Origin of the sequence: Pedobacter sp. KBW06 (assembly GCF_003852525.1) — a bacterium.
In the GTDB taxonomy this organism is placed as follows: Bacteria; Bacteroidota; Bacteroidia; order Sphingobacteriales; family Sphingobacteriaceae; genus Pedobacter.
Genome location: NZ_QAJL01000006.1, coordinates 232839 through 258163 on the forward strand (window position 1 = coordinate 232839; position 25325 = coordinate 258163).

The 25325-nt window shown below is 43.4% G+C and carries 23 protein-coding genes; 9 read left to right on the forward strand and 14 right to left on the reverse strand.

Annotated features, from left to right (window positions below):
• Positions 1-12 precede the first annotated feature (12 nt).
• From DBR43_RS30845 to DBR43_RS30855, 3 genes are read right to left on the reverse strand one after another with little or no spacing between them, the layout of a single operon-like run.
• Positions 13-993: a hypothetical protein gene (locus DBR43_RS30845; protein ID WP_124587202.1), complete on the reverse strand. Its 981-nt coding sequence runs from the start codon at positions 991-993 to the stop codon at positions 13-15.
• Entirely contained in the window at positions 990-1919 is a 930-nt protein-coding gene (locus tag DBR43_RS30850; RefSeq protein ID WP_124587203.1) for a hypothetical protein, read from the reverse strand. Before DBR43_RS30850 ends, DBR43_RS30845 begins: the two co-directional genes overlap by 4 nt.
• 21 nt (positions 1920-1940) lie before the next feature.
• Positions 1941-3218, reverse strand: a complete 1278-nt coding sequence (locus tag DBR43_RS30855; RefSeq protein WP_124587204.1) for a hypothetical protein — start codon at positions 3216-3218, stop codon at positions 1941-1943.
• Between the two features lie 210 nt (positions 3219-3428).
• Here DBR43_RS30855 and DBR43_RS30860 point away from each other — a divergent pair, with 210 nt between their 5' ends.
• The 5 genes from DBR43_RS30860 (at position 3429) to DBR43_RS30880 (ending at position 8152) form a co-directional block, all read left to right on the forward strand.
• Positions 3429-4052 carry a hypothetical protein gene (locus DBR43_RS30860; RefSeq protein ID WP_124587205.1) on the forward strand — a complete coding sequence of 208 codons (624 nt, stop codon included), beginning with the start codon at positions 3429-3431 and terminating at the stop codon, positions 4050-4052.
• 98 nt (positions 4053-4150) lie between these two features.
• A complete protein-coding gene (locus DBR43_RS30865; protein WP_124587206.1) occupies positions 4151-4702 on the forward strand; it encodes a hypothetical protein in 552 nt (183 codons plus the stop codon).
• Positions 4678-5454 carry a sensor histidine kinase gene (locus DBR43_RS30870; protein WP_124587207.1) on the forward strand — a complete coding sequence of 259 codons (777 nt, stop codon included), beginning with the start codon at positions 4678-4680 and terminating at the stop codon, positions 5452-5454. The genes DBR43_RS30865 and DBR43_RS30870 overlap by 25 nt, the downstream gene beginning before the upstream one ends.
• Positions 5444-6079, forward strand: a complete 636-nt coding sequence (locus DBR43_RS30875) for a response regulator transcription factor (protein ID WP_124587208.1) — start codon at positions 5444-5446, stop codon at positions 6077-6079. Before DBR43_RS30870 ends, DBR43_RS30875 begins: the two co-directional genes overlap by 11 nt.
• A gap of 129 nt (positions 6080-6208) precedes the next feature.
• A complete protein-coding gene (locus DBR43_RS30880; RefSeq protein WP_124587209.1) occupies positions 6209-8152 on the forward strand; it encodes an oleate hydratase in 1944 nt (647 codons plus the stop codon).
• Positions 8153-8194: 42 nt separating this feature from the next.
• On the opposite strand, the gene DBR43_RS30885 is transcribed toward DBR43_RS30880, so the two are convergent.
• The 5 genes from DBR43_RS30885 to DBR43_RS30905 form a co-directional block, all read right to left on the reverse strand.
• Positions 8195-9082 carry a helix-turn-helix domain-containing protein gene (locus DBR43_RS30885; RefSeq protein ID WP_124587210.1) on the reverse strand — a complete coding sequence of 296 codons (888 nt, stop codon included), beginning with the start codon at positions 9080-9082 and terminating at the stop codon, positions 8195-8197.
• Positions 9083-9110: 28 nt separating this feature from the next.
• Positions 9111-10127 (reverse strand): zinc-binding alcohol dehydrogenase family protein, encoded by a 1017-nt coding sequence (locus tag DBR43_RS30890; RefSeq protein WP_124587211.1) that lies wholly within the window; start codon positions 10125-10127, stop codon positions 9111-9113.
• Positions 10124-11137: an aldo/keto reductase gene (locus DBR43_RS30895; protein WP_124587212.1), complete on the reverse strand. Its 1014-nt coding sequence runs from the start codon at positions 11135-11137 to the stop codon at positions 10124-10126. The genes DBR43_RS30890 and DBR43_RS30895 overlap by 4 nt, the downstream gene beginning before the upstream one ends.
• 9 nt (positions 11138-11146) lie before the next feature.
• Positions 11147-12802 carry an alpha-L-fucosidase gene (locus DBR43_RS30900; RefSeq protein WP_124587213.1) on the reverse strand — a complete coding sequence of 552 codons (1656 nt, stop codon included), beginning with the start codon at positions 12800-12802 and terminating at the stop codon, positions 11147-11149.
• Positions 12803-12997: 195 nt separating this feature from the next.
• The gene (locus DBR43_RS30905) at positions 12998-13789 is read right to left on the reverse strand and encodes a PhzF family phenazine biosynthesis protein (protein WP_124587214.1); all 792 of its coding nucleotides are present in this window, start codon (positions 13787-13789) and stop codon (positions 12998-13000) included.
• A 116-nt stretch (positions 13790-13905) separates the two neighbouring features.
• Here DBR43_RS30905 and DBR43_RS30910 point away from each other — a divergent pair, with 116 nt between their 5' ends.
• On the forward strand, positions 13906-14349 hold the full coding sequence (locus DBR43_RS30910) for a DoxX family membrane protein (protein WP_124587215.1): 444 nt from the start codon (positions 13906-13908) through the stop codon (positions 14347-14349).
• 46 nt (positions 14350-14395) lie between these two features.
• Here the strand turns inward: DBR43_RS30910 and DBR43_RS30915 are convergent, their stop codons facing one another.
• Positions 14396-14848: an SRPBCC family protein gene (locus DBR43_RS30915; RefSeq protein ID WP_124587216.1), complete on the reverse strand. Its 453-nt coding sequence runs from the start codon at positions 14846-14848 to the stop codon at positions 14396-14398.
• Between the two features lie 237 nt (positions 14849-15085).
• On the opposite strand from DBR43_RS30915, the gene DBR43_RS30920 reads away from it, so the two are divergent.
• Positions 15086-15496: a hypothetical protein gene (locus DBR43_RS30920; protein ID WP_124587217.1), complete on the forward strand. Its 411-nt coding sequence runs from the start codon at positions 15086-15088 to the stop codon at positions 15494-15496.
• 50 nt (positions 15497-15546) lie between these two features.
• Positions 15547-16962, forward strand: coding sequence for a PLP-dependent aminotransferase family protein (locus DBR43_RS30925; RefSeq protein WP_124587218.1), 1416 nt, complete (start codon positions 15547-15549; stop codon positions 16960-16962).
• On the opposite strand, the gene DBR43_RS33385 is transcribed toward DBR43_RS30925, so the two are convergent.
• The 4 genes from DBR43_RS33385 to DBR43_RS30945 all read right to left on the reverse strand — a co-directional run bounded on the left by DBR43_RS33385 (position 16882) and on the right by DBR43_RS30945 (position 21866).
• Positions 16882-17280 carry a hypothetical protein gene (locus tag DBR43_RS33385; RefSeq protein ID WP_233603290.1) on the reverse strand — a complete coding sequence of 133 codons (399 nt, stop codon included), beginning with the start codon at positions 17278-17280 and terminating at the stop codon, positions 16882-16884. The genes DBR43_RS30925 and DBR43_RS33385 overlap by 81 nt on opposite strands.
• A gap of 328 nt (positions 17281-17608) precedes the next feature.
• A complete protein-coding gene (locus DBR43_RS30935) occupies positions 17609-19024 on the reverse strand; it encodes an APC family permease (protein ID WP_124587219.1) in 1416 nt (471 codons plus the stop codon).
• 33 nt (positions 19025-19057) lie between these two features.
• On the reverse strand, positions 19058-20833 hold the full coding sequence (locus DBR43_RS30940) for a DUF885 family protein (RefSeq protein ID WP_124587220.1): 1776 nt from the start codon (positions 20831-20833) through the stop codon (positions 19058-19060).
• A 130-nt stretch (positions 20834-20963) separates the two neighbouring features.
• Positions 20964-21866 carry an AraC family transcriptional regulator gene (locus tag DBR43_RS30945; protein ID WP_124587221.1) on the reverse strand — a complete coding sequence of 301 codons (903 nt, stop codon included), beginning with the start codon at positions 21864-21866 and terminating at the stop codon, positions 20964-20966.
• A 270-nt stretch (positions 21867-22136) separates the two neighbouring features.
• Here DBR43_RS30945 and DBR43_RS30950 point away from each other — a divergent pair, with 270 nt between their 5' ends.
• Positions 22137-22838 (forward strand): DUF4240 domain-containing protein, encoded by a 702-nt coding sequence (locus tag DBR43_RS30950; protein ID WP_124587222.1) that lies wholly within the window; start codon positions 22137-22139, stop codon positions 22836-22838.
• 18 nt (positions 22839-22856) lie between these two features.
• Here the strand turns inward: DBR43_RS30950 and DBR43_RS30955 are convergent, their stop codons facing one another.
• Positions 22857-25247, reverse strand: a complete 2391-nt coding sequence (locus DBR43_RS30955; protein WP_124587223.1) for a glycoside hydrolase family 127 protein — start codon at positions 25245-25247, stop codon at positions 22857-22859.
• Positions 25248-25325 lie beyond the last annotated feature (78 nt).

Consider the following 25325-nt stretch of genomic DNA (forward strand, 5'->3'; position numbering starts at 1 on the left):
AATTAAAATGATTTATTCCTTTGGTTTTGGCACGGCGGCCTCTACTATTGCCTTTAATAACGCGGTGCCAGACTCAGCGGTTGAATCGACAAATGCTTTACGTTGCTCAGCTCTGATCTTAAAAGGATTGGTTTCTGTTACGATAACTTCAACCTCGTACAATTCGGAGCTCTCCTTTTTCGGACGTAGTACCTTTACCCCGTAAGTTGAGCTCGCTTTGCTCTCCATAGCATGCGTAGAGAGCTTATTTGTTAGCAAGTTTTCTGATTTGACAAGCTGAGATACCTTATCCACCTTGGTAACAACTGAATCAACAGTGGACCTTGGGGGAAAAGGAATCCAGCCAGAGTAGATGTCCTCTCCGAATTTAGTGGTCGCATTAACACGCACCATAGGAATCGTCACCAAGACCGATCTCAGCTCGTTCAACTTATATTCCCCAGCTGCAACACTCAGGTTTTTCACCTTGATTTCCACAGTGAGGTCCAGAAGATTATATCCAGACCTGATTTTGGCGATGGAATAACGGCATAGGAAAGCACCTGTATCTAACTTATACCTAAAGGCAGTCTGATCTTTCGACAGCTCGGGAATGAAGGTAATCTTCGCAGCAGTGACCGGTTGGCCGCCAGCAATAAATACCTTTCTTTCAACCTCGATAATTGGAGGTTTAACGTATCCGGAACTGGAATAGAATCCTTGTGCAGAATTAGCTGCTTTATAGGTTCCGGTATATTTGAGTGCTTCATTTTTTAATTTTTCCTGTACGGTCTTAACTCCCAAACCAATCAGAGCCGGGGCAATGGTACCTACCGCAGTCAGCAGTCCCGCTGCTTGCTGTCCCTTTTCCAGGTAAATCTCTTTTTCCGTCAGTCGAAGGATTGTTTTTTCTCCGACAATCTTAATGGATCCGGAGTTGTCATAATTTTTAATCTGTGCACTACTCTCTAAGCAAAAGAGGGTTGCGAGTGCCATAATGTAAATTGTTTTCATAATGAATGTGATTCTATGTGATTTAAAATAACTTGAAATGCATGACCATAAGCTGTTCCCGGAGATTCTCTCCCCGAGTGAAGAACGGCCAGACGGGCCTGCTCAGTCACCTCGTTAATGATCCAGGCCGAACCCGAATCTCCCGGATTTGAGATCGGTCCTTCAGGTGCCTTAGGATCCGGAATGATGGTAAATTTCCCTGGATAAAGCAGAGACCGGCCATCAACAAGGCCAAAGGTTATTCCAGTCGTCACACCACTCTTTTTCACCTTAGTCACCCCTATTTTCAACCTGGAGACCGGAGCGATGAGTATCGGATCGGTATGTCCTCTAAACCCATTGATCTCTGGAATCCGGTCTACACGGGGATCAATCTCGACGGTTGCATAATCGGTCAACATGTCAAAGGCCTGAAAACAGAGGCCAATGGATTTGCTCGCCGGATTACCATTGTTTTGAAATACGCGTTCTCTACCTACCAGATCCCTCATTACGGTTTCCTCGCTCAGGCTACCATAAAGGACATGATAATTGGTAAGGGCAAGAAAATGCCCATTCACATTGAAAATACAGCCCAAAGTGCCATAATGGTCGCTTCCCAAATACCTTTCTGCAAAAATCTGTAAACCACCTCTCAATGGCCTCACTGCATTGGTTGGATCGACCCATGGACTTTCCGGCTGGGGATCAATTTGCAGCACATCAGTACTAAATTCTCCAATCTTTTTTGGCAACATGCGATGGGATTCCAGCAAATTCATTTGGATTTTCTCTCTTAGCTTAAAGCGGATAGAAAGTTCGCCGGTAGAGCGGTCAGCGACCCTTTTCACTCCAAAATCGATATCAATTAAACCAGGTTGGTCCCGGAAAGGCATTGCCAGCTTCTGTGCCCGCTTGTAAAGTCGCTGTTGTTCTCTGAGTGTCATAAAAACTCCTTTCTATCTAGATTAACCACCTCTTTTCCAGCTCAATACCACATCATCAGTACTTGGATTTATACTTAACGAGAAGTATTTATTGCTTTGGCTTGGAACGATTTTTAATTCCTTATTGTCAAAAGTCAATATGGATACGTAGTTTAAATTTGGCCTTCTGTTATCCACCGGATCCGGCATTATCAACACGAAAGGGTTGACGGAAGTAATTTGATTTTTTTCGGAAACAGATTTTTTAGCTTTATATACGATTTCAAACTCCCGGTAAGAAAACTTCAGTGTGGCTGATCCACCACCGCCAAACCTCCTGTTTTGTGATTCAGAAGTAAGCCTTCCGGCTATTTGCTGCTCAGTAATTGTATTAAATACATGGCCTCCTCCGTATCTCCGAAAGAATGCCAATACATTTACACTTGCAGGATCTATAAACCTGCCATTTGTTGGCAAAAGATTAAACACAGTACTGTTTCTTCTCACTCCTCCTCCTATTCCACTTCCACCTACATGTGACTCACACGTATACTCGATGGGGTTTTGATATTGTTTTTCCGGAAATTCCTGCTCGTAAAAGAAGGTGGCAACTCCGATATTCAGAGGAGTAATTGAGATGATAAAAGGTTCCTCCGTAGTCATCCTTTTATTAAAAAGCCCCTTTCTCCATTCAAAGAGAATACTGGCACGGGCGTAGAAATTATTTTCACCGGAATCTTTGATGTCCGCAGAATCGATTTTGAAGATCATCTCCTGAAAATTCCGTTCTACCGGTTCAATTTTTTTGTTATTTATGGAGATGTAGACTTTATCCGACCTGCTAAAATTGTTGCCTTTTATTTTTAAGGTATAATCTTTTGAATAGTCTCTGATAAATTTTCCCGTGATAAACTGAAAAACATTTGGCTCCGCCTTTCTGAATATCAGGTCCTGGGCAGTTTGAGAAATCCTTACAGAGATCAGGTCTACACTTTCTATATGTTCAGCTATTGCCGTATTGAATTCTTCAGCCAGATTCCTGACCTGATTAAAAACCAGCAGTTGATTCTCCCTCAACACTTTATCTGTATTACCAATGGTTTCATTGATATCTTTTCTTAACCGGTTAGTTATAGACAGCAGCATGTTGCCGCCATTGCCAATTCCGTTGGTGACCAGGTTGTCGATAGATTGCATTTGAGTAGAAACCTTGCTATCGATTTCATCTAATACCATCAAGGCAGATGCCCCGGAAATCTGGGCATAGGAAAACTGGCTGATACTTATTAGTACCGCGAGAAAAAACATTATCTTTTTCATGATTTTGAGATTTTGGTTAATTGATTAGAACTACCCAAATTTCTATAAATCAGGATTCGGGAACCATGTGGATTATCTCCATCTTTTCATCGCTCTTTCCTGCATACCAACAGGGGAAATTTCCCGTATGAAAAGGGGCTTTTCTCTCCATTGCAGATGTAAATTAATATCGCCAACTTGGACTATCCATTAACGTAAATCAAAAAAACGATGAACAGACCAAACGAACTCATGACTATGAAAGGCTTTGACCTTCAGGGCCGTAAGCGAGACCTTACCCTGGAACAACCCTTTTCCAACACCGATGACAAGCATTATGGAATGCCAATCACGCCATGCGCGGCTTTAGAAATGATCCGAAGATTTAAGGAGCAGATGGAGCAGAATCCCCATGACCTCTTTGCGAATGTATACTGGGTAGAATTCAGTAAAGCTTCTATTTTCAGAATGTTGTCGTACGAAAACTGTGAGTATATAAGATTCTATCTGGCCATACCTGAAGTAGATGGTAAAGATGCAAGTCTGAGCCTGGAATGTATTAATGCATCAAAAGAGGTCATTGGGGAAAAAGCTTTACTGGAAATTGCCGGTAAAATGGAATCACACATAGTTTCACAGAGCCAAGAGCCATTTAATGAAGACAGTGTATATAAGGAGTTCAACAATGAATTACCACCGAAAGAAGAAAAGGGAAATGGAGGCAAAGGTTTTTTGGAGACCACGAACGTGAAGTCGATGAGAGATTTTTTTGATAAAAAAAGTGAGGAGCTGAGCCAGGGAACCTTCGTAGAATTTTTAACCGCTTTTTATAAACACGCAGAAGAAAAATTTTAATCATGATAAAGCTCCAGTATTTTTATTACTTATTAATGGTTGCGTGTTTTATAAACAGCTTATTTTATCTGAACATTAAAAGAATAAAAATACTGGCTTTGCTATTACTGATATCCATCATTACCGAAGCCATTGTTGAGGTGTACATGAGTAAAGGACTAAATTATTATAAATTTTACCACATCTTTAACATCCTTGAATACAGCCTGATTACCTTATCATTTATCGAAGGTATTAATCTAAAGCCCGTTAAAAGGCTAATGTTATACTCTATTCCGGTATTTATTAGCGCTGCATTGTTCATCGGTTTAACCGTACAGGGCTGGGAACAGATGCCCAGCATCAGCAATAGCATTGAAGGGTTACTGATCATCACCTGGTGCATCATTGCTTTGTGGTGTATTGAACCAAATGATGACAGGTCTATTTTCCGGCAACCCAGCTTTTGGTTTATCATGGCCTTTTTTATCTATTTTATCTGCACCTTACCTTTTAATGGTATATTTAATTACCTGATTACCGTTAAAGCACACTATAATAAAACAAAGGCCCTTTTTTCACTCATAAATTCGGTGAGTAATTATTTATTATATATATTTCTTTTAATTGGTTTTTCACTTTACAGATGGAAGAAATCTACGCCACAATAATTATCATCTCAATCATCCTTCTCATTCTATGTATAGGGATTGTATTTGCCATTGTAAATTATAAAGTAAAGCAGCGGGTATACCTGGAGGAAAAGAAAACCATGCAGGAAGATTTTGAAAACCAATTGATGAAGTCACAGATTGAAGTCCAGGAAATCACGTTTGCAGAATTGGGTAAGGAACTTCATGACAATGTAGGGCAACTATTGAGCAGCACAAAGATGCTGCTGGGGGTAACTCAGAGAAGTCTTGATGAAATCCCGGAGACTTTAAACCTGGCGGAAGAAACGCTTGGTAAAGCCATTCATGAACTCCGGGCCCTGACGAAATCCCTGGATAAAGAGTGGCTGGAACGATTTGACCTCATCACCAATCTTCAGGCAGAAATAAACCGTATAAATGTCGCAAAGACAACCCGCATAAGTTTTGCCCATTGTGGCAAACTCCCTATAGATACTCAGAAACAAATTATTCTTTTCCGCATCATACAGGAGGCGCTGCAGAACGCAATAAAACATGCTGATGCAGCAAGCATTGAGATCAACATTACCATGGTGTCAAATGTGATCAATTTAAAAATTTATGATGACGGAAAGGGTTTTGAAATGCAATCGGCCAATACCGGCCTTGGAATAAACAACATGAAACACCGTACTGCTTTATTGGGAGGAACCATCAGCTGGAATGTATCTGCAACTGGTTCCAGAGTGAATATACAATTACCAGTTAAAGATAATGACCATGAAAATTAGCATAGGAATTATAGATGATCACCAGTTATTTTTGAAATCATTGGTATTGATGCTGCACACTTTTAAGAAGTATGAGGTTGTGGTACAGGCTACAAATGGCCAGGATCTGCAAAACAAAATGAAAGCAGACACGAGCATTCCGGAAATCATGTTAATTGACGTAAATATGCCGGTGATGGATGGTGTAGCAACTGCTTCATGGCTTAATCAGCATTATCCGGCAATGAAACTGGTTGCCCTTTCGATGAATGATACGGATAAGACCATTATAGAAATGATTAAAGCAGGGTGTTGCGCTTATCTTTTAAAGGATACACATCCCAATGATTTAGAAAAAGCCCTTAATGAAATCCAGCTGAAAGGATACTACAATGCAGATGTCAGTAATATTAATTTCAGACGTTTGCTGAATTATGAACAAGACCTGATTAAACTCAATGAAAAGGAAAAGACATTTTTGCAACTTGCCTGTAGCGACCTGACCTATAAGCAGATTGCCGCGTTAATGTTTCTTAGTGAAAGGACAATTGACGGCTACAGAGAAAGCCTGTTTCAAAAATTAAATGTGCAAAGTCGTGTCGGAATGGCATTAGAAGCGATCAGAAAAGGCTTTGTTAAATTATAAATAACTTCAATGATATGCATCACCAAATTATATGATGCTGTGCATTTAAAGCACCTGCCTTCACCGCTACTTTTGCTTTGAACAGAGAACTATATTTTCTTTTTTCTGTTATCATTAAAATCATAAAAGATGAAAGCAATCACCTCTAAATTCAGCAACATTTTAAACACTTCCCCTGACAATGGGAGGGTGAATCATGAACCAGATTCCAGCAAAGAGCAACAGCGCAATACCCCACAAAAATCCATGCCCTTTTCGGATCAGATTGGAAATTATCAACGCAACAGGGGAATCCCCCGTCAATCCTATAAAGACAGTAAGATTTATATCATAGGCAGTGGTATTGCCGGCATGGCTACCGCTTATTATTTCATTCGCGACGGACAGGTACCGGCTAAAAACATCACATTTTTAGAACAATTGCACATCGACGGAGGCTCATTGGATGGTGCAGGAAATGCGAAGGAAGGTTATATCATCCGGGGTGGCCGGGAAATGGACATGACCTACGAAAACCTCTGGGACATCTTTCAGGACATACCGGCGCTTGAAATGCCGGCTCCTTATACCGTGTTAGACGAATACCGTCTGGTCAATGACAACGACTCCAATTACTCCAAAGCCCGCCTGATCCATCAACAGGGCGAAATAAAGGATTTCAGCAAATTCGGTCTGAACAAAAAAGACCAGATGGCTATCATTAAGCTGCTGCTGAAGAAAAAAGAAGAACTGGACGATCTGACCATTGAAGATTATTTTAGTGAAAGCTTTCTGAGCAGTGATTTCTGGACCTATTGGCGTACGATGTTTGCCTTTGAAAACTGGCATAGCCTCCTGGAATTAAAACTTTACATGCACCGCTTCCTTCATGCGATAGATGGATTGCATGACTTTTCGTCGTTGGTATTCCCTAAATACAACCAATACGACACTTTTGTAACGCCTTTACGTAATTTTCTGAAAGACAAGGGCGTAAACATCCAGTTTAATACCCTGATCAATGACCTGGATATTCACATCAATACCGAAGGAAAAGTAGTGGAAGGAATCATCACAGAACAAAATGGAAAAGAGGTTAAAATACCTGTTGGAAAAGACGACTATGTGATTGTCACCACAGGTTCGATGACCGAAGATACTTTCTATGGCGATAACAAAAAAGCACCTGTCATCATTGTCGACAACAGTACGAGCGGAAAGAGCGGCGGGTGGAAGCTCTGGAAAAACCTTGCTGCCAAATCTGCGGTCTTTGGTAAACCGGAGAAATTCTGCAGCAATATCGAAAAGTCGGCCTGGGAATCCGTGACTTTAACCTGCAGGCCTTCTGCCCTGGTTGAAAAACTAAAGCAATATTGTGTGAATGACCCCTATTCCGGAAAAACAGCCACAGGTGGAATCGTGACGATTACAGATTCAAACTGGTTAATGAGTTTTACCTGTAACAGGCAACCCCATTTCCCGGAACAACCGGACGATATTTTAGTCCTTTGGGTCTACGCCCTGTTCATGGATAAGGAAGGAAATCACATCAAAAAAGTAATGCCTGAATGTACAGGAGATGAGATCCTCGCCGAATTGTGTTACCATATGGGCATCGTTGATCAGTTGGATGATGTAGTAAAGCATACCATCGTCCGTACGGCTTTTATGCCCTATATCACTTCGATGTTTATGCCCAGGGCAAAAGGTGACCGCCCGAAGGTGGTTCCGGAAGGCTGCAGCAATCTGGGACTGATCGGACAGTTTGTGGAGACCAATAATGATGTGGTATTTACCATGGAAAGCTCGGTAAGAACAGCCAGAATTGCCGTCTATCAACTGTTAAACCTGAATAAACAGGTACCTGATATCAATCCTTTACAATACGATATCCGCCATTTGCTCAAAGCCGCAAAAACACTCAATGACAATAAGCCATTTTTGGGTGAAGGAATCTTACGGAGCGTATTGAAAGGAACTTATTTTGAACACATCTTACCGGCAGGCCCGGATGGAGAAGAAGAGCATGAGTCTTTTATCATGGAGCAAGTCAACAAATTTAAAGACTGGATGAAAGGACTAAAAGACCATTAAGCTGATGCAAACAAAAGCCCTCTAAATAACTTAGAGGGCTTTTTAACTGATCAGGTTCATTGTTTTGTTCTGTGCCCTGTATGCTCCTGGTGTGAGACCGGTAAGGCGTTTGAAAATTCTGGAAAAATACTGGGAATTTTCAAAGCCCGTTAACTGGGCAATGTCGCCGTATTGATGATTTGTAGTGATGATCAGGTATTGTGCACGCTCTATTCTTTTTTCCAGGATATAGCTAACGGGGCTTTTTCCGGTATAACGGTGGAATATTCTGGAAAAGTAATCGGTGTTCAGATTTGCGCGGTCTGCCAGGTGGCTCACCTTTAATACCGAACTGATGTTGATCTGTATGTAACTTATCGTTTCAAGAATTACCGATGGGATTACAGCGAGTTTATCATGCCTGAATAGCTCGGGTTTTAGGAATCTGGAGATTAACTGTAAGATAATGCCCTGCGTTTCATATTGAGCAGATACGCTTTGTAAATTATTGAGCTCCGTATATTCTTTATAGTAAATGTCCTTTTCATAAACTTTAGGATCATCAGACCGGTTGATGCCCCTTCCCGGGTTTATGGCCAGGATCCTGTTGATATTTGCAATGTCAATTGGTGTTGCCTCCAGCTGCATGATTTTTCTGCAATTTGCGAACAGCGATAACCCATCAGGTGACTCCTCAAAAAACTGCACAAAATACTGACTTAAAAAGTGGCTGCAGGAAAGGTCACAAAGGGTGAAGCTCGGAATAAGGTATAGGTTTCCGGGTGTTAAAATCACATTTCCTGCTAAGCTGGAAATCACTCCTTCTCCCTCATCAATATAATATATCCTGTAGTATGGACTCATCACATTGTTGAAGTTCCATTTGGCCCCCAGTTTAACATAGTCTGTATTTAACAGATGAAAATAATTTTTGATGAGTTTTCTGGCCATGGCGAATTGCAGTTAAAAATAAAAACAATTATCCAAATTCCACCAATGCCTTAATGACCGATTGCTGTGAGTTCAATAGTTTTTCGAAATTCTCCGGTAAGCGCTCAAAAGCGACGCGGTGGCTTATAAAATCCAGCGGGCGAATCCAGCCTTTCCTGATACAGTTAATCACATGGGAAAAATCATCAGATAAGGCATTCCTGCTGCTTTTCAATGTCGCTTCACGTTTATGAAACTCCGGATGGCTGATGATGATCTCTTTTTTCTGCAATCCGATCAGGATTAGTTTTCCGCCATGAGCGAGAAATTTCAGGGCTCCGTTTATGGCCTCCTGATTTCCTGTACAGTCGATGATCACTGTGGGCATATCAGCACCGGTAATTTCTTTCAGGCGGGTATGCATGTCGGTTTCTGAAAGGTTAATTGTATGGGCGATATCGAGTTTACTGCGGCAAAAATCCAGCCGGTTGGTGTTGTAGTCTGCAACAATCACTTCCCCGCCGGCTATTTGTGCTAAGCTGGCAGTTCCGAGTCCTATCGGACCGGCACCTAAGATCAAAACAAATTCACCTGCTTTGAGCTCAGCAAGTTTAACCCCATGGGCGCCTATGGCTAAAGGCTCTACCAATGCCAGCTCATCAAAACTCAGGCCCTGCCCATGAATGAGCGATGATTCCGGTACTGAAATATACTCCTGCATGCCGCCATCTTCGTGTACACCAAATACGCTGATGTTTTCACAGCAATTGGGCTTGGCATTTCTGCAGGCAATACATTGACCACAGGAGAAATAAGGGTTAATGGTGACCTTTTCTCCGATATGGAATTCCTGTTCATTTTCAAGATGGGCGATTTCTGCAGCAATTTCATGACCGAGGACCCGGGGATAGTTAAAAAAGGGCTGTGTGCCTTCGAAAGCGTGATAGTCAGTTCCGCAAATGCCTATTCTCCTGATTTTCAGGAGCGCAAATCCTTTCTTTGGTCCTGGAAGGATCATTTCTTTAAATTCAAATTTACCGGGCGTTTCGCAAGATAGTGTGATCATGATATGATGGGTGTTTCAATTAATCCTTGTTGATACATTGTTGTCCAGAATTCGGGAGGCACCTGCTTGGAGGTCATGGCCAGGTTCTGCGCTACTTTTTCAGCTTTTGTCGTACTCATCGCAATGCTTTTTATGCCGGAGAAATGCGAGCAAAAATTAAAGCAGGCTTCGGCTGGTAAAAGTCCATACTGACTGCAAATGTCAAAAAATTCATTACGCCAGGTCAGCAGTGCCTGGTCATCCGCATTGTCGTCATCGATCTGGCGGTAATTGTAAAACTCGCTTCCGGTTAAAAAGCCACCATTAAAAATGGCAGAATTGATGACCGGGATATTTTTCTGATCCAGCGCCTCAATAAACTGAATGAGTTCTTTCGGATGAGATTTAACGGTCAGGCTATTTGCGATCATCACCCAATCCAGATGGACATCCTGTTCGATTTTCCTGATGACCTTCCAGTCTTTGGCACCAATACCAACCGCAGCCACTCTTCCGGCCGATTTCAGTTCATGTAATGCCTGATAGGCACCGATGATGTCCGCATATCGCTGCCGGCTTTGCCTTTCATTCTTTGCAGACCTCAGGTATTCGTCGGGATCATGAACAGAAACGAAGCTTGCAGGATAATCTCCAAGCAGCTGGTTTCCCTGTTCAAAGCAATCCAGGATCCCCTGATAGCTGATGCGCTGTAACGCATCATTTTTCAGATTTTTCCATACACCGGGTTCAAATGTAGGGTCAGGCCCCTTAAGCTCCGTCTGGTACCATCCCAGTTTATTGCTGATCAGCACCTTTGAGGGATCAATTCTCAAATCTTTGAGGCAAGATCCCAGCACTTCAAGGGCCAGTCCTGCACCGTATTTACCAGCGGTATCAAAAAAAGTAAGGCCAGCTGAGGAAGTCAGGCATGCATTGACGATTGCCTTTTTCTGTCCGTCATCCGGGGCATGGTAGAGGTTTCCCAAGCCGCTGGTCCCAAATACAACAGCGGGGATTTTAATATTCGCCATTTTTGATTTTTAGCTTAGCCTTAAGGCATTTGCGTAAGCAGCTTCGGGAGCCTGTTCAGGAAAATAAACCTTTAACCCTGCTGCATTTCTTTCAAACTTTAACTGCTGTCCGGTTGACACCAGTTCAACCTTGTTGATTTGTCCGGGATAATAGTTACTGTTTTCTTTAAGACTGGTGATCAATGCCGAACCAGAGGCCGGCCAGCCCATCACGGTAGCAAAAAGCTGTTCCCCTTTAACCGCAAAACGAATATCCGCTTCCGTGAAAGGTTTTCCTTTTCCTTCATTAAAACCCTGTTCGCTGAGCTTTGCAGCGCCCTGCTGCGCTGGTCCCTCCCCAAATATTTTCCAGGGACGGGTACCATAAATGCTTTCTCCGTTTGCTTTCATCCATACCCCGATCTCTTCTACAACCTGACGTTCAAGTTCATCAATTGTGCCATCTCCCCTCACCGGAATGTTTAACATCAGGTTGCCATTTTTGCTCACCACATCGACTAAGGTGTGAATCACGGTTTTAGCTGTTTTATACCCTTTTCTGGTGTAAACACTTCGGTCATAATGCCAGTTTCCGATACAGGTATCGGTTTGCCATGGCTGCGGTTCGATAGCATTGCTCTGGCCTCTCTCAATATCCCAAACCATTGCTTTACGCTGATTTTCATCCAGGATTTTTCCGGTGATGACCGCATTCAGCTTCCCTTTTTCTTTTATGCTTTTGTTGTAAAGGTGCGCAGCGATGCGGAGCCCGGCATCGCTAACCGGCCACAGCGGAAGTTGGGAGTCGTCAAAATAGACCAGATCCGGATGATACTTGTTGATCAGGTTGATGGTCCTGTTGTAGAATTTTTCGATGTAGGCTTTGGTTGGCCGGTTCGCCCCATTTCCCCAATCCCATTGCCTGCTGATTGCTCCGTTATCCAGGCTGTTTTCGCTTAAGGGATGGTTTTGGGCGTAAAGTTCCTGTGGGTCTAAACCCGACCACCATTTACCTCTGCCATCGGCCTTTGTTAATTTGCCATCATAACTTATCCCCGCATATTTCCCGCTTTTGTCGGAACGCTGGGCCGCTTCATACCAGCTCCATGCATGGGCGGCATGCACACTGACCCCGAAGAAGAGACCGTTCTTTTTTGCTGCTGCTGCCCAACCGGCTATCAGGTCTTTTTTAGGTCCGATTTTTAAAGCATTCCAATTTTTCTGGTATTTACTATCATAAAGATCGAAATTGTCATGATGGTTCGCCAGTGCCATAAAATACCGTGCGCCGGCATTTTTGTATAAGGAAACCAATGCTTCCGGATCCCATTTTTCGGCTTTCCAGCTGTGAATTACGTCTTTAAATCCGAATTCGGAAGGATGTCCATATTTTTCAAGATGAAATTTGTACTTATGACTGCCCTCAATGTACATCTCCCTCGCATACCAGTCGCCGGCTTCAGGTTGACACTGAGGTCCCCAATGTGCCCAGATGCCAAATTTGGCATCCCTGAACCATTCGGGGGTCTGGTACGACTGCAATGACTCCCAGGTAGGCTTGAAGGGGCCTGAGGAGACTTCTTCTGAAATTTCAGGAAATTCATGAGCCAGTGCAGCAAAATTTTTAGATAGCAATAAACCAGGGATACCAATAGCCATGCTTTGAAGCAGCTTTCTTCTGTTCATCTTTTTAATTATTTGGTTAGGTTGTAGCGTGAGCCTGGTTACAAATTTATCATATGCCCGATATTATCTTTTGTAGGGAATTGACTCATTTGTATACAAATCCGACTATTTGCAAATTACACCTGACCAGAAAAATTAAGATTTATCCTGTTGATGGAGGACTTTTGGAGATGACTGAACTAAATTTTTTCAGTTTCAGCCGGGAAGCACCAGTACGCCTTTGGAATACAACCGCGCCTTTCCGCCGATCAATACACGTTCAGCTGAGTTTTTACAAAGCAATGTACCTGTCCGCTCCGACAACTGCCGGGCAATCATTTCCTGTGTGTTTAATTGTCCGGCCCAATACGGAATCAGGGAACAATGTGCGGAACCGGTAACCGGATCTTCCAGGATGGAAGCCTGTGGCGTAAAGAACCGGGAAACGAAATCATGCTCCGCTCCTTTCGCTGTGACGATTACCCCACCCGGATCCAGGTTTAAGCGGTCAAACAACTGCCGGTCTACCCTGATATTTCTGATGGTTTCTTCGTTTTCATAGACCAACACATAATCTCTGGATTTCAACACTTCGATTGGTTTAATGTTCAGTGCTTCTGCTATTTGCCATGGCAGTGATGACGGCACAGGAAGTCTGGAAGGGAAATCCAGCCAGAACAAGTCCTCTTCTACGGTAACCACCAAAGTATCGCTCTGGGTATAAAAGATGATTTTATCAGCAGGATAATTCTGACATCTTTTGAGTACAAATGCAGCAGCCAAGGTCGCATGCCCGCAGAGGTCCATTTCTGTTTCAGGCGTAAACCACCTCAAATGAAACCCATCACCCTGTGGAAGAAAAAATGCGGTCTCTGCAACGGCATTTTCCTGAGTAATCTTAAATAAGATTTCGTCGGGCAACCATTCCTCTAAAATTACCACGCAAGCTGGATTTCCTGAAAAAAGTTCATCAGTAAAACTGTCGATCTGATATAATGCTAACTCCATTTTCAAAAATAAGGATTCCGGATCTATTTATTCAATTACTGGGCTATAGGATTTGATGAATCTGGTATGGTAAAGCCCTGCTTATTGGAGATAGCTTTGTCTTAAATATTTAAATTATGGAAGACTCATTTAAAATCCCGCAGCTGCTTTTAAGATGTGCATTGGGGATCACATTTCTAATTCCTGTTCTGGACAGACTAGGTATTCTCGGCCCTGCGGGTACCGGAAGTATCGAGTGGGGTAACTGGGGAAATTTCATCAACTATACCACTACGCTGATGCCTTATTTAGACCGGTCCATGACCAATGTAATGGGTGGAATAGCGACCGCATCAGAGTTGACCATCGCGGTCTGCCTGATCATTGGTTTTAAAACGAAATATGCCGCTATAGGAAGCTGTCTGCTCACCTTTACCTTCATTTTGTTTATGACCACTTCTGTCGGTATCCAAAAGCCTATAAATTATGGCGTGTTTACCGCATCTGCTGCCAGTTTGCTGCTTTCTTATGTTCCGGGTTACAAATGGAGCATAGATGAGATGAATCATAAAACAGTTTAGAAAAAAGCTCCCTGAATTTCATTTCCAGGGAGCTTTAACATGGCGTTTATCCGGCATCCGGGATTTCAGGTTCCACCAGTTTAATCAGTTTTTCCAGGGATTCCTGCCAGCCCAGGTAACACATTTCGGCCGGAATCACCGCAGGAATTCCTTCCTGTAATACTTTCAGGTCTGTACCTACCATTGTCTTTTGAAGGGAAATGGTCGTGGTCATGACACCTGGTAAATTCGGATCATCAAAGACGTCTGTGTATTTAAGCAACTCATTCGGTTTGAGTTCTAGATACTCCCCGCCAAATGAATGACCGTTACCGGTGGTAAAATTCTGGAATGACATTTTGAAAGTCCCTCCTACTTTAACATTCATTTCCTGTACGGTACAAAGAAAACCATACGGAGGTAACCATGAAGCGATCGCTAAACTTTCGGTGAAGGCACGATACACCTTTTCGGGACTGGCCTTAATCACTCTGTGCAATGAAACTTTATTCTCTGACATAAGCTTGTTTTTTAGTTTTTGGTTGTGGTAGCTGTCCTACCTTTGCTTTTAATAAAGATCCTGGTTAAAATAGAAATTAAAAGGGGGACAATGCGACAAATTAAAGGGGTTTTGCGACAGCATCCAGATAGACAGAATAAAGCTATCCAAATAACATCTGTACCCTAAAATAAACTGTTTTCTGTATCTGTATCTACATTTTATTCCTGACTAGATTTGTGATCAAATACCAGGGTTATGAAAGAACACAATCACAACAGTACAAATTTAGAATTTCGAAAAGTGTACCTGTCCGACATGAGGTCGGTCATCAATCTCTATCAAAAAACGACTGAGCGCTCCGTTAATAACCAACAATTACCACAAGATCAAACCATAAAATTAACCGCAGATTTTGGCCTCCCTTTAAGCATCGTCAGCGATGATAAAGAGGTCATCGGCTTCGCTTTTGCAACCATCAATGAACAGGATGAAGTGGTATTGAATTCCCGCGGTCTGCAACAACATATCCCTTCATCTATCGGCGATGAACTGATCGAAGAAGCAAAAAGAACACTTGATGCTACGTTTGGCGACTTACAGGAGAACAACACCAAATTAAAGCACTCCATCTATAAACTAGTTGACTGGCTGAATACCTGCCAATAAAACACAGATCCATTTTTCGTAATTTTACAGGATACAGAATGATAGCTCGAATGAAAAAGGAATCCTTATACCTTAAAATTGCGAAAGTAATGGAGGAACAGATTGCCAGCAAGACTTTAAAACTTGGAGACAAGCTTCCCTCCATCCGGACGGTACAAAAGCGCTACAATGTAAGTCTGACTACCGTTAAACAGGCCTATCTGGAACTGGAAAGTAAATCGTTGATTGAACCCAGGGCCAAATCAGGATATTTTGTGAGCAAAGCATCGATGAGAAAGTCACTGCTTCCCTCGGTAACCGCTTTAAAAACCTCCGCGCAGACAAAGGATCCTGAAGATTTGATCAGTAAGGTTTTCAATACCCTGACCAATGATCAGATTACCCAATTTTCGTTGGGTGTCCCGGACAAAAGTTTATTGCCCATCGCAAAACTGAACAAGGGTGTGATCAGTGTGGTACAGCGTCTGGCTGATGGCGGGACCACTTACGAACCGGTACAGGGCAACCTGAACCTCAGAAGATCGATCGCCAAATGGTCCTATGTCCTGGAAGGTAAACTGACTGAAGACGATATTGTTACCACATCCGGTGCAATGAATGCTATTTTCAACTGTCTGATGGCGGTGACGAAGCCTGGCGATACTGTGGCTATAGAAAGCCCGGTTTACTTTGGTATCGTCCAAATCATAAAATCATTGGGATTAAAAGCAATCGAAATCCCGACACATCCCATCACAGGGGTAGATTTAGAGGCCATCAAAAAAGTACTGCCCCGGTTAAATGCCTGTTGCTTTATCAGCAATTTCAGCAACCCACTGGGTTGCATGATGCCGGAGGAGCACAAAAAAGAACTCGTCAGAATGCTGACCGAATACGATATCCCTTTGATTGAAGACGATTTGTATGGGAACCTTTTCTTTGGCGCAACAAGACCTAAACCCTGTAAAGCCTTTGACGAGGCCGGAATCGTGATGTGGTGCGGATCAGTTTCTAAAACGCTGGCTCCAGGGTATCGGGTGGGCTGGGTTGCTCCCGGAAAATATAAAGAGAAAATCATCAGGCAAAAGTTGTTACAAACGATTTCCACCCCGACCTTATATCAGGAAGTGATTGCTGATTTTCTGGAACATGGCAGATACGACCATCATTTGCGGACCATCAGAAGTAAGCTGTATACCAATTGCCTGAAATACCAGGGAGCGATAGAGGCCTATTTTCCGCATAATACCAAAATCTCCCAGCCTCAGGGTGGTTTTATGTTATGGCTGGAACTGGACCAGAAAATTGATACTGCCGAATTGTATGACCGCGCACTCCAGCAAAATATCAGTTATGCACCCGGCCGGATGTTCAGTCAATACAACCAATACAACAATTGTATGCGGCTAAATTTTGCCCTGGGATGGAACACAAAACTGGAAGCTGATCTTAAACGCCTGGGTAAAATTGTTAAAGCAGCGATGTAATTTCATTAAAGTCTCTGTCCAGTGGTAATAGCTGTTTTTTTCCTTCCATAAAGGTGGCATATTTCCTCCGCAACCCCAGGCTTCATTTCCTACTCCCCAGAATTTTACTTCCCATGGTTTTTCCTGTCCGTTTTTAACCCGCAGGTCGGACATCGGGCTCCGGCCCTCAAAATTGACATATTGCACCCAGTCTGCCAGCTCCTGAACGGTACCACTTCCGGTATTCCCGGCCAGGTAAGGTTCCGTACCCAGCAGTTTACACATGTTCAGAAAGTCGTGGGTCCCAAAACTATTGTCTTCTGTTATGCCACCCCACATGGTGTTTACAACTGAAGGGCGCTGGTCTTTAGGTCCGATTCCATCTTTCCAATGGTACCGGTCTGCGAAACATCCACCAGGCCACCTCAGGTTGGGAATGCTCAGTTTTTTTAAAGCGGCAATGATGTCATTTCTTACGCCTGCCGTATTCGGGATTTTGGAATTCTCCCCTACATAAAACCCATTTGTCCGGAGGCTTGATCTGTTTGCAGGGTTACCGTAGTTTACTGTGCGTTTAGTGATTGGCTAATGCCCAGAATAATCAGGAAAACGCTGAGCTTATGAAATAGATTTTTTTTGAACATCATGATGAAATGTATAGCAGGGACTAGCGCTCTTTGTTGGTTTTAAGTTTAGCAATCACATAGTAAACCGGAATCCCGATCAATGTGATGATTAAACCTGGCCAGGTAAAACGGGGTTTATAAATGATCAACAGGATACAAAAGGCAAGTCCCATCACGATATAGATCAATGGCAAAACCGGATATCCGAAAGCCTTGTATGGCCGTTCTATACCAGGTCGCTTTTTCCGGAGGATAAAAATCCCTCCTATGGTCAGCATGTAAAACATCACCACCACAAAGGAGATCATGTCCAGCAAATCTCCATATTTGCCACTAAGGCACCAGAGGCAGGCCACCAAACACTGAATCCAAAGGCCAAAAGCCGGCACCGAATTCCTGTTCAGCGTACCCACTTTTTTAAAGAAAAGGCCATCTTTAGCCATGGAGTAATATACCCTGGCCCCTGCCATGATCAATCCGTTATTGCATCCGAAGGTAGAGACCATGATCATCAGTGCGATGATCACTGTTCCGGATGAGCCGAAGATCACCTGGGCAGCAGAAACCGCTACCCGATCCTTATCCGCATGTCCGATATCATGAAGGCAAAGGACTCCTGTATACATGATATTGGTTAAAATGTATAAGACCGTGACCATGATCGTCCCCAGTGCCAGACTCAGACCGATGTTTCTCTTTGGATTTTTAATCTCACCGGCTACGAAGGTCACATTGTGCCAGGAGTCGCTGCTGAAAATGGAACCGACCATTGCTGCTGCAATGGCACCAAAGGCGGCCAATGTTGTATAAGTACCTATCCCTGTTGATCCTGCAAGTGGTTTTAATTCCCAGGCATCTTTCCAGTTGAGCTCCCAGACTTCTTTTTTCATAAAGAATAAACCGAATACAATCAGGCCGAAAAGACTGAGCAATTTAGCCATGGTAAAGAAAGTCTGGATCGATTTGCCTGCATTTACCCCCCTGCTGTTTACATAAGTTAACACCACAATGATGACAATGGCCAGCAGTTGTGCAGGAGAAATCTGGAGGAAGCCGAGATCAAACAAGACCTGATCTTCGCTAAACTGAGGCAGCAGGTAGGCCGTAAATTTGGCAAAAGCAACCCCCACTGCGGCGATCGTTGCCGTTTGGATTACCGTAAAAAAACTCCAGCCGTAGAGGAAACTGACCAAAGGATTGTAAGCCTCTTTTAAATACACATACTGTCCTCCTGCTTTCGGATACATGGAACTCAGTTCTCCGTAACTTAAGGCCGCTGTTAAGGTCATAAATCCGGTGATCAGCCAAACCACCAGCAACCAACTCGAGCTCCCCACATTTCTGGTAATGTCTGCACTGACAATAAATATCCCTGATCCGATCATGCTGCCCGCAACGAGCATGGTCGCATCGATTAGCCGGAGTGAAGACTTAAATTCTGTAGGTTGTGGTTTCATGAAAGTTTGGTTGGTTTGGTCTATGGTTGCTGCTTACCTATTGAAATTGTAAAATTGCCATTGGGTGCTGAAATCCCTTTTTAAAGACTGTCCGGTTAAGGCTGCCCTGACCATCTCTATAGGAATCAGGTTTTCCTTCATCACCCGCTCATGAAATTCTGTATAAGTCATTTTTCCGCTGTCTACCAGTTCGTGTTTCAGCGCCATCAGCTGCAATCCTCCAATCATATAAGCCACCTGATATAATGGGCTGTAGCCCCCTTCAAAAGACCTCCGCACTTCTCCTTCGGCATTGGCCGGCTCATGCCCTACCCGGTCTACCAGGAAGTCGACACACTGCCCTGGTGTCCATTTACCCAAATGATAATTGAGGGAGAAAATGATCCTCGCGCAGCGGTGCATCCTCCAGAACAACATGCCGATCCGCTCTTCCGGGCTTTTAGCAAAACCTTTATCGTACAACAGCAGTTCCCAGTAGAGGGTCCATCCTTCGATTCCAAAGGGAGTGGTAAAAAGCTCCCGGTAATTCTTGTACCTGCTGTTCATATAATATTGCAGGTGATGCCCCGGCAATAACTCATGCTGAACTGTCCCTCTTGAAAAATAAGGATTGTTGCCCCGCATGCTCATCAGTTTATCTTCATCGGTCATAGCCGCTGTCGGATACGAAATACTGATTTCCCGGCCTCCTGTAAAAAAAGGGTTGACCAGCTGCCTTTCTGCCGACATCATGACCATGCCCCAGGTTTCTTTTGCCAGCTCAGGAATGTTCATTAAATTCTGTTTTTTGATAAAATCCAGCGCATCGTCCTGCAATTGTACAATCAGTTCGGGCTGTTTGCCCGGTGGCACAAAACTTTGTTTCACCTTCTCCTGGGCTTTCTTCCAGTCTTTGCCGAAACCCATTTCTGCCGAGGCCTTTAACAACTCCTGGTCGCAAAATGCAAATTCCTTCTCTGCGATTTTAAGGAGTTCCTCCGGGCCATAGGGAATCATTTCCGCCTTCAATTGCGCAGTCAGCTCTGCCTGCCCTATCGGGTTTCCTTTTATTCCATAATTGCTGTCTTTTGGAGCAGCAGGTGCTTCGCTTTGTTTTTCGGAAAACAGGGAAGCATAATTATTTAAGGCCAGCGTCAATGTTTCATAGGGCTTCGGCAGCCACCAATCGAATAAAGGATCGTAACCTTTATAGAATTCATAAACACCTCTTAATCTCGTTTTCAGGCCATATATTACGTCTTTGATGGTTTTTATCTGCGCTTTGTTCAGCGTGTTTTTTTGGAGCGATGTGGCATTAAAAGCCGCTACTTCTTTTGTAACCGCATTTAACTTTGCAGCTACCGCCGGCCAGTCCATGGCTTTTCCCCTCCGCCTTTCCTTTTCGATCGCATAAATTTCAGCAGCAAAGGGAATGTATTTGAGGATCGCCTTTTCATTCAGCTCTGCTTTTTCCAGGCCTGCGATTTCTTTATTAATTTCCTTTTTCAGCAAGAGGTAATCTACTTTTCCATATACACTGAAAGCGTCAAATTGCAGCTGTTCCATTTTTTTCAGGTATTCTTTTTGAACGCTGAGCAGACGGCTCCGCTGTTCAGGCGAATACCAGACACGCGCGATGTCCGGATAAGTGCCCTCAATCACGTAGGGCCAGTAAAAATCCTGAATGGCTTTGACATCCTGTTGATAGGTAATGATGGTGGTCCCCATTTCGCTGGTTTGCTCGTAGAGACTGGATGCTGCTTTTTCCTGTGAAAAAATAACTGAGGGCAATAAGCACATCATGAGCAGTAATTGGTATGGTTTATTCATTTAGTGGTCTTTGGTTTGGTTGGTATCAGGTGTTGAATATCAAGGTACAGATATTAAATTTCCGGTCAGAAATTCGACCGTAATTGGTTAGGATACGGTCAAAAGACGTTAATATCTGTTGTATTTAAGGTCAGCCGGCAATGCTGTTTATTCGGCTAACGTTATTGTACTCATCGATATAGGCTCTTGGCGAGCGTCCGATTAAATTCTTAAATACCCTGTTGAAGTTGGCAATGCTATTGAAGCCGGCTTTATAAGCAATACCTGAAATACAGTCGGGTTTATCATCAGAGACCAGGCTTTTGCAGGCATCATTGATCCGCACCTCATTTAAAAAAGAGATGAAGGTATGTCCGGTATGTTTTTTGAAATAACGGCAAAAGGCCTGAGGGGTCATGTAAGCGGCATTGGCCACATCTTCCAGGTCAATGCGGTTGTTATAATTGCGCATGATGAAATTAATGATGTTGCTGAGCCTCATGCCTTCGTGTTCTGAAAGATTGGAAGAATAAAAGTCGGGGCAAAGGGGTTCTACCTCTTCCTCTACCCTTTGCAATCCTTCCATTAGATTAAGAAAAGCGAATAAAACAGCCGATCCGCTTGCTTCATGTAATTCCTGCATGCGTTCAGATAACAGCGCAGTATAGCTTTCCGGAACCTTAAAGCCATGTTTGTTGTTCTTCAGAAAGGAGCTGGCCGTATTCAGTTCAGGCATTTTGAACAAGCCAGCTAACCGTCCGTCAGGGTTGAAATAAACAGAACTGGCCTTGATGCATTTACTTTCATCCCCTACAAAATATTCGGGATTACTCTTGAATAAATGAGGAAGGTTTGCGCCGATTAAGAAAAGGTCCCCGGAACGGAAGGCATGCATGTTATTGCCGGCAATAAGGGTACCCTCTCCCCGCTCTACCCAGGTAATCTGCCATTCCTCATGACGGTGAAGGTATTGATAGAAATAAGGCAATTCAATCTGTTCGGATATTACACTTTTATCATCCGGTACAAGCAAAGTAAAAGGCAGCACTTTCATGGTCGGTTGTTTTGGTTAGCAGTTTGATTATTGAGCATCAATTGAGCATTAATGTACAGATATTAACAGGTCTTGAAGAATTCTAGGGCAAAGAGGTTAAAATCCGGTCAACACCTGCTAATATACGTCAAGTTAACGTTTATTAATCAGGATATAAAATCAGTTTTATAACTTTCAAAGTTCAGGTGTTTAAAAATGACATCCGTTCAAATTAGCGTATCAAAGAAATTAATTTTACTTTAGGCGCATAAGGAATAAAACTATTTACCAATGAAGAGAACGTTTTTAAATCAGGAAGGAGAATCGAACAAACTTTGGACTGTTGAATTATCAGGCAGTAGCTATACGGTTACCTTCGGTAAAGTAGGTGCAAAGGCCAGGGAAAACACAAAGCAGTTTCCCGATGAAAACAGTTGTACCAAAGAAGTGGAAAAGCTGATTGTGGACAAGCAACGCAGTGGTTATAAAGAATTATCTGAAGGTCAGGCCATCCCTGAAAAGACAGTTTCTGCCTATCGCCCGATGGACGAAGCCTTATTCTGGGAGGTCATCGCCGCTTTCAATTGGAAAAAAACCGGAGATGATGATGCTGTATTAAAACCGGCCTTAAAAAAACTGGTTGCAATGGAAGTAACAGACATTCAGCAATTCGCTGAAATTCTTTCGGAAAAGCTGTACCAGCTGGATGGTCTTGCTTATGCCTCCAATATTGGCCCGGATTCTTATCAGGATGGCAAACATTTTTCGGTGGATTATTTCCTGTATGTGCGCTGCTGTGTGGTGGCAAACGGAAAAGAATATTATGAGCTTGTACGTCATAACCCAACTGAAATGCCGGAGGAAATGGACTTTGAGGCTTTACTATATCTGGCAGATGAAGCCTATAATCAAAAGATGGGAACGGAAGATGAGAATTTGTTCACCAGGCTTTCCTATGAAACCTATAGCAATGAAAAAGGCTGGCCGGCATAACTGCCGGCCATTGCTCTTTTATTTCACTTTCCATTCATGAATACCTGAGGATTGTTCCTTTGGAAGTTGAACTTCAAGTTTCAATGCACTGGTGTTTACCGGTTTAAATTTCAGCACATTAAATTTGTCTTTAGCGATTCCCGAATCATTGATGACTTCAACCGGCAGCCATTTCCCTTCTTTCAAATACAGGACCTGATAAGAAACCGGAATGCGGCAACCTCCCCAGGGTTGATCGTCATACCAATAGACTGCAGATTCTGAAACGGTTTGCGCTTCCGCGAAATCATATTGTACATACTCTTTACTGTTCTTTTTTGGCCACCAATGCAGATAGGGATAATTGGTGTCTTTTGAATCTACCGGCTCGTACTGATCTCTGATGGCTTCCATCAGTCGCGGGTTATCTGAGGAAGAGCTGACCTTGCTTAGCGAAGCAATGGTGGGTGCAGGTTGTGGCCTGGCCGAAGAAGCTTCATAAGGAATCCAAACGGTCATGTCGCTTGGGCCGCGATTGGCCCAGGCATAATATGGAATGGCAGTTACCTTTTGCTTTACTTCAATCAGTTCATCCGAATTCAGCTGTCTTTTGGTACCGGTCCCTTCTACCGAGATCTCCTGGATTTCATTTAATTTATCTTTGTTAAATGCAGTGCTTACTTTCGCATTTTTGTCGACCATGATGTTTTGAACCAGGCCATCTTTATTGTCCGGTCCTTCCAGGCAATATACGATTGGTCCGCGCTGAAAAGCAAATCTGCCCACATCGTCTTTTACTTTTGCATTGGCTACGACCTTTTCTACCTCCATCGGCAGGTCGAGTGTCAGCTGATCTCCTTTTTTCCATTTGCGTTCTACAACTGCATAACCTTTGATCATTTGATAAGTGGCAGGTTTGCTATTGAGCAATAATTTAAAGGATGCTTTAGAAGGATTCATATAGCTATACAGATCACCAGGTACCGGCGAATGCGCAGCCCATCCCGGAATGCGGATATGGAGGGCGAACGTGGATGACTTTTCAGGGTCAATGGTTAATGCTACTTTTCCATTCCATGGGTAGCCGGTGGCTTGACTAAGCTTTACTTTTGTGGCCTTAAGGTTTATATCAGCATTATTGCTCATGAACAAGTTCACATAAAGGTCATTGTTGTTCTGTGCATATACATAGCCCGGTACAGAGGGCAAAAACCGTGTCATGTTAGAGATACAGCAGGCACAGGAAAACCAGGCACTGCGCTGGTGCTGATGCATAGAAGCCAGTGGATTCGGGTAAAAGAAGCGGTCGCCGCTTAAAGATACTCCCGAAAGTAAACCATTGTACAGTGTTCTTTCCAATACATCCATGTATTTCGCATCCCCATGCAACTGGAACATTCTGCTGTTCCAGTAAATGTTGGCGATGGCCGCACAGGTTTCCGCATAGGCAGACATGTTTGGCAATTGGTAAGCTTCGCCGAAAGCTTCTCCATTACCGGTAGCGCCTATGCCACCTGTGATGTATAACTTTTTATAGACCACATCTTCCCAGATTTTATCGATGGCATTCAGGTAATTCTGATCACCGGTCAGCGCGGCCACATCAGCCATTCCGGTATACATATAGGTGGCACGAACAGCATGCCCCACAGCGGTTTTCTGATCAACGACCCTGGCATTTGCCTGATTGTAGGCATCGCCTTTGGGGCCTCTCACATCGAGGAAAAACTTGGCCAGATCCAGGTATTTTTGATTGCCGGTAATGCGATACAGGCGAACAAGACCGATTTCGACAATCTGATGGCCAGGATAGATCCGGAGTTTCCCCGGACCAAAATCCCTGACCAGCAGATCGGCATTTTTGAGCGCGATATTTAATAAGGTACGTTTTCCTGTTGCTTCAAAATAAGCAGCTGCAGATTCATATAAATGGCCGGAATTGTAAAGTTCATGGCTCAGGTCTTCTTCCTTTTCCCATCTTTTGCTACCCACCCATTCATGGGGCTTCTTTACATTTGCCGTCCGGAAGGTATACAGGTAACCGTCCTTTTCCTGTGCTTTGCCGATGATTGTAATCAGGGAATCGATGTAAAGTTCCATTGCCGGATCTTTCTTCACCTGCATCGCGTACGAAGCGCCTTCAATGACTTTGTAAACATCGGTATCATCAAAGGTAAACTGAGAAAGCGTCCCTCCTTCCACTTCATGTGCTGCCATCCGGAAATTGTTGATCCGGCCGTTCTCTTCACACTTCTGCAAAGTATAAGGAATGGTAACCGCAGCATTTACCTGCATTTTCGGTGCCCAGAACTGATCATTTACATGTACATGCGTAAAAGCAACAGGCTGGATCGGATAGTCTTTTTTCTGCTGTGCCCCCGCAGGGAGTACAGCTGTTCCGGCAGCCAGTATCAGGAGTAATGATTTCATCTTGGTTGGTTTCATGTGGTGTTTTCTTGAAGTATTGGATCTATAAATCTGAATGTAAAAGTATAGAACCCGCCGGTT